General features: G+C 39.7%; 11 protein-coding genes. 4 read left to right on the top strand and 7 right to left on the bottom strand.

The features are described 5' to 3' along the window. Positions 1-42: 42 nt before the first annotated feature. On the bottom strand, positions 43-3708 hold the full coding sequence (locus tag KHA97_RS24445; protein ID WP_213124998.1) for a S8 family serine peptidase: 3666 nt from the start codon (positions 3706-3708) through the stop codon (positions 43-45). 299 nt (positions 3709-4007) lie between these two features. On the opposite strand from KHA97_RS24445, the gene KHA97_RS12145 reads away from it, so the two are divergent. Then, positions 4008-4670 carry a hypothetical protein gene (locus KHA97_RS12145; RefSeq protein WP_213124999.1) on the top strand — a complete coding sequence of 221 codons (663 nt, stop codon included), beginning with the start codon at positions 4008-4010 and terminating at the stop codon, positions 4668-4670. A 16-nt stretch (positions 4671-4686) separates the two neighbouring features. Then, on the top strand, positions 4687-5967 hold the full coding sequence (locus KHA97_RS12150) for an efflux RND transporter periplasmic adaptor subunit (RefSeq protein ID WP_213125000.1): 1281 nt from the start codon (positions 4687-4689) through the stop codon (positions 5965-5967). Between the two features lie 80 nt (positions 5968-6047). Here the strand turns inward: KHA97_RS12150 and KHA97_RS12155 are convergent, their stop codons facing one another. Continuing rightward, positions 6048-7718 (bottom strand): mechanosensitive ion channel, encoded by a 1671-nt coding sequence (locus tag KHA97_RS12155; protein ID WP_213125001.1) that lies wholly within the window; start codon positions 7716-7718, stop codon positions 6048-6050. A gap of 133 nt (positions 7719-7851) precedes the next feature. On the opposite strand from KHA97_RS12155, the gene KHA97_RS12160 reads away from it, so the two are divergent. Both KHA97_RS12160 and KHA97_RS12165 read left to right on the top strand, forming a co-directional pair. Further along, a complete protein-coding gene (locus tag KHA97_RS12160) occupies positions 7852-8271 on the top strand; it encodes a YkvA family protein (RefSeq protein WP_213125002.1) in 420 nt (139 codons plus the stop codon). Positions 8272-8366: 95 nt separating this feature from the next. Next, a complete protein-coding gene (locus KHA97_RS12165) occupies positions 8367-8510 on the top strand; it encodes a YjcZ family sporulation protein (RefSeq protein ID WP_213125003.1) in 144 nt (47 codons plus the stop codon). A gap of 179 nt (positions 8511-8689) precedes the next feature. On the opposite strand, the gene KHA97_RS12170 is transcribed toward KHA97_RS12165, so the two are convergent. The 5 genes from KHA97_RS12170 to KHA97_RS12190 form a co-directional block, all read right to left on the bottom strand. After that, positions 8690-9124, bottom strand: coding sequence for a GNAT family N-acetyltransferase (locus tag KHA97_RS12170; protein WP_213125004.1), 435 nt, complete (start codon positions 9122-9124; stop codon positions 8690-8692). 98 nt (positions 9125-9222) lie between these two features. After that, positions 9223-9930: a glucosamine-6-phosphate deaminase gene (gene nagB, locus KHA97_RS12175; RefSeq protein ID WP_213125005.1), complete on the bottom strand. Its 708-nt coding sequence runs from the start codon at positions 9928-9930 to the stop codon at positions 9223-9225. A 2-nt stretch (positions 9931-9932) separates the two neighbouring features. Further along, positions 9933-11081, bottom strand: coding sequence for an N-acetylglucosamine-6-phosphate deacetylase (gene nagA / locus KHA97_RS12180; RefSeq protein ID WP_213125006.1), 1149 nt, complete (start codon positions 11079-11081; stop codon positions 9933-9935). A 530-nt stretch (positions 11082-11611) separates the two neighbouring features. After that, positions 11612-12103: a C40 family peptidase gene (locus KHA97_RS12185; RefSeq protein ID WP_213125007.1), complete on the bottom strand. Its 492-nt coding sequence runs from the start codon at positions 12101-12103 to the stop codon at positions 11612-11614. A gap of 224 nt (positions 12104-12327) precedes the next feature. Then, the gene (locus KHA97_RS12190; RefSeq protein WP_213125008.1) at positions 12328-12792 is read right to left on the bottom strand and encodes a C40 family peptidase; all 465 of its coding nucleotides are present in this window, start codon (positions 12790-12792) and stop codon (positions 12328-12330) included. Positions 12793-13054: the final 262 nt, after the last annotated feature.

The raw sequence follows: 13054 nt of genomic DNA on the forward strand, positions 1-13054 counted from the left end.
TTGTTTCTTTTAACATTCTATTGTTTTGAAGTTATTCTTTAATCATTTCTTACTCTTCTTCTTAATCGTTACCTTTTCTTCCGTTACGTTGCCACCAAGGTCAACTGCTTTGAAAATGAAGGTGTTGTCTCCGTCTTTTAACTGGAGTTCGATGTCGTCAATCGTCTTTTTGAATTCTTTCATACCATATGGCTCGGATAGTTCGTTTTTGAATACTTCGTTGCCATCGACGTAAAGACGGATTGCATCGAAATTATCAGTGATTTCAGCTGAAACTTTGATGGTATCTTCTTCAACGCTGTTTTTAGCCTTTACTTTTAACTTTGGCTTTGTTGTATCAACGAAGAAGCGGCGGGCGATTTCTGTTTCATTGCCGGCATTGTCTACCGCTTTAATTTTCGCTGTGTAGTAGCCGTCTTTTTTGTAATTCATTGTGATGGAGAAATCGTATTGATCTTTTTCCGCATTATATGTGAGCTTTGCTTTTTTACCATCAACTGTTACTTCTTTAACGCCTGACTTATCTTTTACATAGCCCGAGAACTCGATGTTACTATTTGAAGCAACGCCAAGGAATTCAGGAGTTAAAAGATGAAGATCTGGTACAGTTACGTCTTTTCCTTCACTTACTGCTTTCTCAGATTTATTTCCAGCGTAGTCAACCGCTACAACTGTCAGTGTTTGTTCAGGATTTAAGCGTTTTGTAAACTGGTGCTCTGTTTCACCATTTGTGTACGGCTTATCAAGGATAGATTTACCGTCAACGAGCACATCCCAGTATGCAAGTCCGCTGCCATTTAGCTCGTCTGCAGCTTCAACTGTTACTTTTTGCGTATCCGCATCGAAGCTAGCATTCACTTCTGGGGCAGTTGTATCAAGCAATACAGGTAATTCGATGGATTGCCATTTCGCACCTGGGAAATCGATTACGGCTTCTACTTGTAAATAGTATTGGCCTTCAGGCGCTGTTACCCCATTAATTTTCCCGTCCCATGCACGTAATGAAGATAAAGAATACATCGGTGCTCGTCCACCGTCGTAATAATTCTTCTTTACTTCTGATTCAGTTGTGATTGTTCGAACAACTTTCTTGTTAGCATCAAGCACGTTGAACTTTACTTCTTTTGCATTTCGCAGGAAGGACAAGATGATGAGAGCATCGTCCTGTGTTCCATCTCCATTTGGCGAGAAGGCAATTTTCTTTGGATCTACATCTCCCGTGTTCAAATCTTCTCCAAGGAATCCATAGTTGTTTTTTCCATTCGATGTGACAACTCCCGTAAAACCATAGTATGTGTCGTTATCCCACATTGGCTTGTCAAAAATCGGAGCTTTATCCCATTCGCCTTTAAAACCTACGTACGGAACTGATAATTCTGGATTTTGGTCAGTTGGATCGGTTAATGTAACGAAGCCTTCTAACCAATATCCGTTTGTGAAATAGTTATTTAATGTCGCATTAACTGCACTGACGTCAACCGTGACGGAAATGTTTGCTTTTCCTTTCGCAGGAACCGTTACTGAGCTTACTTCTTTACCATTAACGGTCGTTTCAGCTATTCCTTCAAGGTCCAATGCTCCGAATAAATTCGGGGCGACTAAAATGTCTGAGCCGTTTCTAACGAATTGATCCGTTTGGACATTCGCTTTCACTTCATACGTAACATCTTGGTCAGAGAAGTTTTCCGCTACAAGTGCAAATGTAACCTTATTTTCCGTTACTTGTTTTAATGCAACTTTCGCTTCTTTAGTTATTGCTTCTGTCACCATAACAGGTGTAGAAAGTGCGGCATGAAGCTGCATTAATCCGGCACCTTGACGACGAGGTGACACTTTCGCATCGTCAAAATCAACTAGTTTGGCTGTGTTCATAAGAATATTTTTAGCTCGTAAAATTCGGTCCGCATTTTGAAGTCCGAATTCTTCTTCCACACGTTGCAAGACGAGAGCACCGCCTCCTGAAACATGTGGAGCAGCCATTGATGTACCGCTCATTAATCCATATTTATTATCATTTAATGTAGAAAGAATTTGTCCACCTGGCGCTGTAATTTCTGGTTTGAAATCAAGGTCTGGTGTCAGCCCCCATGAAGAGAAATCACTCATCAGTCCAGCAGATGGGTTATCGATTTTCGTTGATTTTCCGTTAAACGTAACTGTTACTGCTTGTCCACTTTTTAATGCAACGGCTAATTTGTCACCATCGCTTTTTAGCATGAATAATTGTGGAATGTTGATTGCATCATCTGTTGCCATATTGACAATGCCATCTGTGTTATTGTAAATGATGACGCCCTCAGCACCAGCAGCTTGTGCGTTCAATGCTTTTTCTGTAAACGCGATGTCTCCACGTTGAACAAGCGCAAATTTACCTTTTACATTTTTACCGGCAAAATCTCCAGGTTTCCCTAAGCCGGCTGCAACAACCTCGAATGTATTTTTTACAAAATCATTCGGATGCGTTTTGCTTGCGGATAGGAATGGAGCTGAACCTTCAGCACCATCGATCGCATATTGGAGTTCATCCACTTGCATATACGAGTTCTCAAACGATGCTACTTGCAAAGAATCATATGATACTCCTGGCGCTCCGCTTACTCCGTAATCAGGGTTTGAAGCGAGTGGATAGTAGTATCCATCACCAAACAATGCGGAGTTTCCAGCAGAAATGGACATTAGCACACCGTTATCAACTGCGCGTTTCACCGCTTGTTGTTCGGGAGATTCTGGGTCCACGAAACCTGCAGTCGAACCGAGGCTCATATTCAACACATCGACTCCAAGCTTAATCGCATCGTCGATCGCTTTAATGTAAATGTCTCCATATGTAGACTGCATTTCCGGGTCATTTCCGAAAACTTTTAACGCAAGAAGCTGTGTTTCTGGAGCAATCCCTTGGATGCCGCCATTGTCTTCATCTCCGTTAGCTCCGACTGTTCCGGCAACGTGCATTCCATGCATAGACGCTTCTGCATGAATTTCACGGATTTCGTTATTTTCATCCATATAGTTATATCCATATGGAACTTTATCTGTGTAAAATTTCCCTGGCAACCCGTCTTCAGTAACGACTTCGTTTACTTTCTGTTCGGTTAGTTTAGCGGTGCTAGGATCAGATAAAATCATGTCGTGATGGCTAGGGTCGATTCCTGTGTCGATGATTCCAACGACCATCCCTTCGCCTTTAAAACCATAGTCGCGCCATGCTTTTTGAGCTTCTACTAATTCCTTACTATATTTCATTTCAGGTGTTGCGATTGGCCGCTCGTATTCGTTTACGATATGGACCGATTTTACATCTGGAATATTTTTAATGAGTTCAATGTCTTTATGCTTAATTTCAGCACTAAATCCATTTACGACTGTTGTAAATTCTTTTAAATATTTTGCCTGTACATTCTTTTCTTTCATTTTTTCTTTTACAGCTTTTTGTTGCGCTTTGGCGTTCTTTTCAAGCTGCTTTTTTTGCACTTTGTCGAGTTTTTCAAATTTGACGCCCTTTTTCGTCGCTATTTCGATTGGGGCTTCCTCTTTCAACTCAACGATGACTCTTTGTTCCTCGTTAGGGTCTACTGTTTGCTTTAGTTCTTCTGTGACTGGTTGAGTCTTCTTCAGAGATTTTTTCGGAACATTTACTTCTTGTGCGAATGATAGATTTCCGAAAATCAAAAGAAAGATAAACAGAAGAATGGCGCTTCGTTTGAACATAATTTTCCCCCATTCTAGATAAGTTCTACCAAAATACTTATGGAAGCGAAATATTCTGATATTTTAATAGTAATGTGGCGAAGAATGAGAGAACAGTCCTAAAAGTCATAGGCGAATGGTCACTATTGGAGGAGATTAGAGAGATTCTCCGAATCTGGATAGCGCGGCTAGGTGTCATCGAAAAAGTCACGAAATGTGACAAAAGTTGTTTTCTGTCACGATTTGTGGCAATATATGGCTTTTTTATAGAAAAATGGGTTAAAATAAAAGTAGAGAGATGATAAGCAGGTGATTTTCTATTGATCTATCAAACATCTATTTTTAAAGGTTTATTTTATCCACTTAGAAGTTTTTTTCAATTACATAAAGCCGAAGCAATTTATGGATTGAATATTCGTTTGTTTTGGCTGTTTTTTTCTAGTAGTATTGTTTTTTTAATCTCTGGCTCATTTGGAATTGGATCGCACGTTCTTTCCCCTGAACTTGCACTGTCTTCCAGTTTGCAATATGAAACATTGAAAAGTTATTTTATAATCGGTCGTGTTATCCTCGGATTGTTGTATACGGGCTCTATCATTTTTTTCATCGCCCTTTTCTATTGGACGTTTTCTGATACCTTTTATAGGAAATTTATTGTGGTTCAAGCTTTTTGCTTGCCGATTTTACTGGTAGAACAAGTTACATATATTATCCTTGCTGTTTTTTTTGACTTGCCTTGGTTTTCTTCTCCACTTTCTTTAGGCGTTATCGCTCAATACATAACGAAAATTGATTATTTCATTTATTTACTCGGTTCCATATCTATCTTTAAGATTTGGGTTGTAGTCGTGCAATACCGCGGAGTTCGTACCTTAATAATGCTATCACGGTTGAAAAGTGCTTTATTAGTTATTTCTATTAACCTACTTTTTTGGGCATTGACTGCTGTTTTAGCTTTGATCAATTTCAATACTTTTTTGTGAAGTGTGGTGATGTTCGTTGAAGGTGTATCGGAGACGGTTAGTAGTAGTCGGAATTATTGTTTTAGTACTTGCATTCAATCTCGTTTTGCTTGTGAAAAATGGGAGCAAGGCGGAACGTTTGAATTATATTTCGAACTGGAAGGAATTGACTGCTGGTGATTTAGTAAAAACACTTCAGAAAGAAGGAGTTGTTGCTCCCTCTGAAAGGTATCCTGTGTTCGTCGATCCTAATTTACCCGTCAAGGAGTTTTTAGTGAAAAAAGGGGACAAAGTGGAAAAAGGCACCCCTTTATTTGAATATGAAACATTTGATTTAGATGCACAGATTGCACTGCTTGACGCAGAGATCACTCGTTTGAAGTCGGAAAAGGCTAGCATTAAATCTTTTGTAAGTGATTTGAAAAAAACCAAAAGTTCACTAGCGCGAGATAGATCGTATGTGAGGCCTGTTTTTGGAGGCGATGCCGATTCTGATGCAGTCTCTGAGACTATAGCAAATGCCGAAGTAGCAAGACAATCGAGGGAGCAAGCTGCTGAGACTCGAAGTATAGAGCAATCCATCGCTGAGAAAGAATTAGATTTGAAAAAAGTCGATTTGGAAATAGAAATGTACGAGGAACAGCGTGATGCAGTGGAAAATGGACGCAGCGGCTTAACCGTTTTAAGTGCGTACGATGGAATCGTTGAAGATATCTCGTTTGAACTGAATAACCCGGTGATCACAATTGTGTCGGAGAATCTTTTCGTGGAAGGGCGTTTAAGTGAGTCGGAAGTTGCCGATGTCGAGGAAGGCATGCGCGTTGACGTACATTCTCATTTATTTAAAGGTAAACTTATTGGAGAGGTAGCGACTGTTGATGAGCTTCCAGCTGAACAGCCAGCTCTAGAACGGGCAAGTCTCTATCCGTTTACTGCAGTTTTCGACGCGGCAGACGTTCATTTGTATGCCGGCTACCATGTTCAGACAGATATTGTACTGGATGAGGCATTAGACGTACCTGTTGTTCGATCTGAGAGTGTTCTCGTTAAGGGAGAGAATTCCTATTTATGGGTCTTAAACCGTGAAGGAATGGTTGAAAAAAGAAAAATGAATATGGGCTTGCAGCTGGGAAATCGCGAAGAAGTGAAGAGCGGAGTTGCACTTGGCGAAATCTATGCAAAGCACCCAAAAGAAGTTGACCGAGCAGGAAAATTCATCACTCCCTTTAAAAGTGACAAGCACCTCTTGGCACAGTGGGAAAAAGATAGTTTTAGAAAAAAGTTAAAAAACGTTCTTGTTGGGATTTTGCAGAGGTGAGTAGAAAAAACTATTCGAGAGCGAATTATGAAATTAGCATTTACATAGAAAATAGCCTACACCGAAGTGCAGGCTATTTTTTATTGCTTCGGAGGCCATGAATCGCTTGGACCTCGGTCATCTCTAAAATCATTGTCATCTTCTATGTCCGTTGGTTCTGTAAATCCAGGGTTTGGCTCAGTGAAATTTGAATGGTCTGTATTCGTTGAAGCAGGTTTTTTCGACTTATCCACATCGGTCTGTTCAATCGTTTTATCCAATTTTTCCAAGTAGTTTTTTGCGAATTCTTTTCCTCCAAGGCCGAATGATAAGCCAAAGGCTAGAGCAAGTCCACCTAAAATCAAGATAAACGCTGAGTTGACGATGGTTGCGGCAACGCCGAGCTGATCTAATGCCATAAATATAGCGAGTGCAATAATCGCATATTTCGCTACTGCTGTAATCAATTTAAAGCTTGGACCTGTTAAAATATTCGATAACACTTTATCCACAATATTGGCAACGATGAGTCCTAGCGCCAATATGATGACGGCTGCCAGCACTTGTGGCAAATAGGCGGTGATAGCCGTTAACATGAGTACGAGAAAATCAAGTTTAATTAGATTTAAGGCCTCTATCGTAATGAGAAATACGATGAGAACTTGAGCAATATAACCAACAAGTTCGGACATGAGCATCCCGTTAGCCCCTGGCTTCCAGTTCCCCACTGCCAGATTGCGCGTCAATGAATCAAATCCTACTCTTTGCAAGAGTTCTGCTACGATATGGCGTACCCATTTCCCTAACCAGACACTCAAAGCAATAAGAAGTACGGCGATGACCAAGTTCGGAATCATCGTCATAATATCGTTCAACATGGCAACTGCAGGATCCGTGATAGCACGGATATCGAGTTGATCCAGTGCTGAAATCACGATTGGAATCATAATTAAAACGAATACGATTGTTCCAATAATAGATGAAAGTGATGTAGTTCCTAGTAATTTTTGTAACCCAAGACGGGATGCTAGTTTTTCGGTTCCAACTGTTTTTAGCAAGCCTGTCACGAGGTCGCGAATGATTTTTGCTACGAACCAGCCTATTAGAAGAATTAAGGCAGCTGCGAGCAGCTTTGGAATGAATCCAAGAATATTTTCAAGCATTCCTCCGAACGGTCCCGACACACCGTGAATGTTCAGTGCTGCCAACACTCCAGGAATAAAGAGGAGCATGACGAGGTAAAAAACAATTTTTCCTGCTGTGTAAAGGAACTTTCTACTATCAGTACCTGACTCAGCCACATTCATTTTTTGCATCAATGACGTTACATTGGCTTTTTCTCCACCTTTTATAATAAGCACTTTTAAAAGGGTGGCGATGACATAAGCCATTAGCAGAATGAGCGCTGCTTTTAAAATAGCAGGAACGAAGGCGAGCATCGTTGCAAACATTCCGAGGAATGGCGAGGTGATCGCTCCAAGATTCAACAAGTGGAAAAATAAGATAAAGACGAGCACAAGTAAGATGTAATAGACAATTTTTCCAATTAGTTCATTTGTATTTACGCGCCTTGCTGGTTTTGCTGTGCCGTCTGGATGTTGACTTACGAAAAGTCTTTCTTCCCAGTTTGTTTTTTTCAACCCTTTTTCTACTGCTTTTCCAATTGCTTTAGCAATAATCCAGCCGATTAGCAATACAATTAGAGCCCACAATAAATTCGGTAGTTTCGAAACATAGATAGAGGCCCAATTGTAGCTTGAATCAAATGGCATCTGTAAAAAACCTCCTTTTCTTAATCCCTTTTCCTATACCTGTTAGAAGGAGGATTTAAACCAGACATATGATGACTACTATTGGTATATTGGATTTAATAGCAATCATTTAATTTGAAGGGATTTACTAATTATGAAAAGGGTTATCGATCGTTTAAAAACCTATGCGAGAAAATTAAAACAAGAATTATTCGTCCTTTATTTATCGTACAAAGACGATAGAACCCCATGGTATGCCAAAGCTGTTGCCATCTGCGTTGTTGCCTATGCTTTTAGCCCGGATTTGATCCCCGATTTTATCCCGGTGTTAGGATATCTTGATGATTTAATACTACTTCCATTGGGTATAACGCTAGCTTTAAAACTGATCCCATCTCAAGTTAAGGAGGAAAATCGGCAAAAAGCGGAAGAGTTGAAAAAGGAAGGTAAAAGAAAGAATTGGCTCGTAGGCATTTTTTTTATTTTTATTTGGATCTTTCTTGTGGTATGGATTGGAAAATTGACTATTAACGTATTTTCCTCAGTTCAACCAAGCTTTGTTCCCTACCTCTAATGAAAACAACCATTTCACGATTTGTCCGCTTATCCCTAGTTCGTTTCTTCACAACCTACATAAAATGTATTAACCATTCGAAAGGTGGTGGTGTTATGGGATTCTACGGCGGATGTTGTGGCGGACGCGGCTATGGCGGCTACGGCGGCGGCTATGGTGGCGGAATGGGATTTAACTTTGCTTTAATCGTTGTACTCTTCATCCTTTTGATTATCGTCGGTACAGCGTTTGTTTACTAAGGCTCTTTTCCAAATTTTGTAGCATTTTGATGGTTAAAGTAGTATTGATTGAAATTAGCCTTTGTAAAAAAGCAAAGAAAGTTGCAACTAGTACGTTAGAGCATTTAACACTCCCTATAAGGGGTCCATTCTCTTGCCTAACACAGAAGAGCGCTTATCCGGGCGCTCTTCCTCTTATTTCAAGGGGTTTGATTTATCGGAAATACATATAGAAGATCATCTACATTTTCTCTAATACCACCCGTTCGTTCATATAGTTTTTTGGCCGAAGTGTTGGAGTCGTTTGTTAATACAAACATTTCGAAGCAATTCTTGTGTGCGGCAATATCTTTTAGACGTTCAATTAACGCTGAACCAATTCTCCTATTCTGATATTCTGGCAATACATCTATGGAATATAAGAACAGCATTCGTTTTTCGCTTGATATGGAAGACAAAATATATCCATACACTATTCCACATGCTATACCTTCCAAATAAGCAATAAGTAGAATATTCCCCTCATTATCGAAAAATGTCTCATTAACCTCTACTTCCTCTCCCCCTACTTTTGTAAAAAAATGAGCGATAATATCTGTATCCTCAACACCCGCGTTCTTAATTTCCACTTCCATTAATTTTCCCCCTTCCTACAAAAAAAGAGTGCAAAATCATGATGACTTTACACTCGGTTTTTGAACCTGTCCCTTTTGGACCCGTCCCCAATTAATAATTATTTTAATTTGGAAGCTGCGGCTTCGTCTACGATGATGGTTACGTTTGGATGGTTTTGTAGTACGGATGCCGGGCAATCCTCTGTTACTGGGCCTTCTACCATTTGTTGGATGGCATCTGCTTTTGATTCGCCAAATGCGAGTAAGACGACTTTTTTAACTGCCATGATGGAGGCAATTCCCATAGATACAGCATGTGTCGGAACGTCCTCTTCCTTTTCAAAGTAACGTTTATTAGCATCTTTTGTTTCTTGTGTTAATTCAACAACATGGGTTTTTGTGCTAAACGGCGTTCCAGGCTCGTTGAAACCGATATGTGCGTTTGTTCCAATTCCGAGAACTTGGATGTCAACTGGATGATCGGCAAGGATTTGCTCGTAGCGATCACATTCTGCATCTAAATCCTCAGCCATGCCATTTGGTAAAAAAGTTTCTTTAAAATTGAGTGTGCTGAACAGTTCTTGCTCCATATAATAGTGATAGCTTTGGGGGCTATCTGCAGGTAAACCTACATATTCATCCAAGTTCACTGTTGAAACGTCAGACACATCCAATTTTGCTTCGCGCATTTTTGCGTATAATTTTAGTGGAGTTCCACCTGTAGCAAGTCCGAGCGTTTTGATTTCTCCATTATCAAGTCCAGCTTTAATAATCTCAAATGCTTTTTCTGATCCTTCTTGATCGTTTTTTACAACAATAATCTCCATTCTTATCCTCCTAATTCATAGCCGACTCCCAGTCGGTATGTTTTCTCTACTTGCAAATCTTCATCCATAATGACAAAGTCTGCATCATTTTCTGGCATTAACAATCCTTTTTGCTCGAGATTGAATTCACGCGCTTGATTGCTGGATGTCATTTGTACAGCCTCTGATATCGAACATCCTGTAAAATTCATGATATTTCGAAACGCTTCGTCCATTCGCAGAACACTTCCTGCGAGTGATCCATTTTCAAGACGAGCTTCACCATCTTTAACGATCACTTTTTGACCGCCGAGATCATATTCACCAGGTGCCATTCCTTTTGCCATCATTGCATCAGATATTAAAGATATTTTTTCAGCGCCTTTTAAACGGTATGCCAAGTCAATCATATCTGGTGTAATATGGATTCCATCTGCAATGATTTCAACTTGTATATCATCTTTTAGCAATGCATGGCCCGCAACACCAGCTTCTCGATGATGGAGACCGCGCATCCCATTATACAAATGCGTCGCATGTGTCGCAGCACTATTACGGAGTTCTTCTCTTACAGCATCGGAATGTCCGACAGATGGAACAATCCCTCTTCCGACCATCACTTGTTCAAATTCTTCTCCGCCAGGTAATTCAGGAGCATACGTGACAAGCTTAATCTGTTCGCCAGTTTCCCCATGCCATTTTAAAAATAATTCAATATCTGGATCGGTTATGTATTCAGGCGGCTGTGCACCCGCACGTTTCACATTAATAAATGGACCTTCCAGATGCACGCCTTCAATCGACGCACCTTGATCCATCGCAATCTTTACTGCTTTTAATGCATCCGAAATTTTATCATGATCTTGCGTAATCGTTGTCGCAAAAAATGACGTTACCCCTTCAGACAGCATTTTTTCACTTAGGTATAGCATCTTTTCAGGGTCTGCATCCATCGCATCTACACCATAGCCACCGTGAACATGGATGTCTATCATTCCAGGAATAATGATTTTTCCTTCAGCGTCAGTTACAATTTCCCCTAGTTGCTTTTGATAAGAATCCATCTCACCTACTTGAATTATTTTCTCGGCAAACCGTATGTACCCGTTTTGAATAGGACGTTCCATTCCTCCAGGATAGATTGTGACATTTGTTATGACTTGCGTTTCCAAAATATTCACCTCTCATATAAGACATTCGCTTTCATCAGCTAGCTCTATTATAAGTCTCCTAAGTGGTAATGACAATTGGAAGGGGGATGGATGGGGATATTAGCACTTACACTGTATGGATTGGATTCTTTGAATGCTACAAACGGACAGACTATGCGTTTTTTGAATGGGTACGGGCTCTTTGGAACGTTCAAAAGGACAGCTTTCATAGTTTTCGCTTGGTTAAGGGCTCTTTGAACGCTTTAAACGGACATCCAACGCGGTTTTCACTTGGATACAAGCTCTTTAATCATATCAAACGGACAACAACTTTGCTTTTCGTAGGACCTAAGCACTTTGAAAAGTTCAATCCAAACAATTCAAGAAAATTCATTTGAATGGACATTTAAACGTATCATCGTGACTTCTAAGACGGATTCTTCGCGTGGAGGGCACGTTGAGTGCTTCATTGTAACCCACAGACGGTTTTTTCGTGATAAGAGGCACGTTAAACCGCATCTCCCTTTTTATCAATAAAAACAAAAAATCCGCTAGGCAAGTAACCTAGCAGATAAGGGCTGTATAATTCTTCTTGCACCTACGTAGCGGGATTTCCAGTAATACGGATCATTAATATCTGTGATAGCAACGCCTTTGCCCGCGGAATGAATGAATTTGTTGCCTCCGATATAAATTCCTACATGTGAAATGGGCTTATTCGTAGTTTTGAAAAATACTAAGTCGCCTGGTCGGAGGTCATTTTTTTCCACAGCTATTCCTTTTTTGTATTGTTCCGCTGCAGTACGCGGTAAAGGAATGTCTTGTTGTTTAAATGTATATGATGTAAATCCGGAGCAGTCGAATCCTTTAGGGGTTGATCCCCCATATACATATCTTATTCCTATGTATTCCTTCCCTTTACTTATAATAGCACTAGCGGAAGATATTTTTGTAGCTGCACTAGCAGCATCTGGTTGGATAACGAACATAGTGAACATGACTACGGCAAGTAACGACAACAACGATTTTTTGAAAGTTGACATGTACTCGTTTTCCCCCGTTTATTTTTTAGTCCCTCCACTTATGTTTTTTCCTAGTATGTTTGTAAAAAAATGATAGCACATGAAAAGATTAAAATAATTTACACTTGCGTAACATTATTATTTCAGTGTTGTCACAAAGTCAATGATCATCGTCTTTTAGACTATATTCGACTCTTTCACAAAAAACAAAAAATCCGCTAGGTATTGTACCTAGCAGATTATCATTATAGGACTCTTTTCGCTCCAACGAAGCGGGATTTCCAATAGTATGGATCATTTATATTCGTGATGGCAACACCTTTGCCGGCGGAATGGATGAATTTGTTGTCTCCTATATAAATTCCTACGTGTGAGACAGCCTTATTTGAAGTTTTGAAAAATACTAAGTCCCCTGGTTTGAGATTATTTTTACTCACTGCTGTTCCTTTTTTGTATTGCTCCGCTGCAGAGCGCGGTAATGTCATCCCTTGTTGCTTAAATGTATAGGACGTAAATCCGGAGCAGTCAAATCCTTTCGGAGTAGATCCTCCATACACGTATTTTACTCCTATATATTTCTTTCCTTGGTTGACGATCGCACTAGCTGATGGCTTTTTTACTGCTGCACTGGCAGCCTCGGGTTGAAACGCGATCACAGCGAACATGACTAAAGCAAGCAACGACAACAAAGACTTTTTTACTACTGTCATTTTAATAGTTTTCCCCCGTTAAAATAGTCTATATTTTGTAAATCTCACTAAATTTAGTTATTATTGGTAACTTTTCTAAGAAAATCATAGCACAAAATATTGTTAGTTTATTTTACATTTACGTAACATTATGATTGCGCCATTGTCACATAATTGTAATTTTCCTTCACTATTAGACATTGATATAATCCGTTCTTCCTATAAAATGTAAATTTATGACATAAACATTAAAATCATGTTACAATTTGTAATATCTTACAAT

The sequence above is a fragment of the Lederbergia citri genome, from assembly GCF_018343625.1.
Classification (GTDB): Bacteria; Bacillota; Bacilli; order Bacillales; family Bacillaceae_C; genus Lederbergia; species Lederbergia citri.

Excerpts from the sequence above, each read along its gene's own strand:
- nagB (WP_213125005.1), bottom strand. The coding sequence starts at position 9,930 with ATGGAGATTATTGTTGTAAAAAACGATCAAGAAGGATCAGAAAAAGCA.
- KHA97_RS12165 (WP_213125003.1), top strand. The coding sequence starts at position 8,367 with ATGGGATTCTACGGCGGATGTTGTGGCGGACGCGGCTATGGCGGCTAC.
- KHA97_RS12160 (WP_213125002.1), top strand. The coding sequence starts at position 7,852 with ATGAAAAGGGTTATCGATCGTTTAAAAACCTATGCGAGAAAATTAAAA.
- KHA97_RS12190 (WP_213125008.1), bottom strand. The coding sequence starts at position 12,792 with ATGACAGTAGTAAAAAAGTCTTTGTTGTCGTTGCTTGCTTTAGTCATG.
- KHA97_RS24445 (WP_213124998.1), bottom strand. The coding sequence starts at position 3,708 with ATGTTCAAACGAAGCGCCATTCTTCTGTTTATCTTTCTTTTGATTTTC.
- KHA97_RS12170 (WP_213125004.1), bottom strand. The coding sequence starts at position 9,124 with ATGGAAGTGGAAATTAAGAACGCGGGTGTTGAGGATACAGATATTATC.
- KHA97_RS12185 (WP_213125007.1), bottom strand. The coding sequence starts at position 12,103 with ATGTCAACTTTCAAAAAATCGTTGTTGTCGTTACTTGCCGTAGTCATG.
- KHA97_RS12155 (WP_213125001.1), bottom strand. The coding sequence starts at position 7,718 with ATGCCATTTGATTCAAGCTACAATTGGGCCTCTATCTATGTTTCGAAA.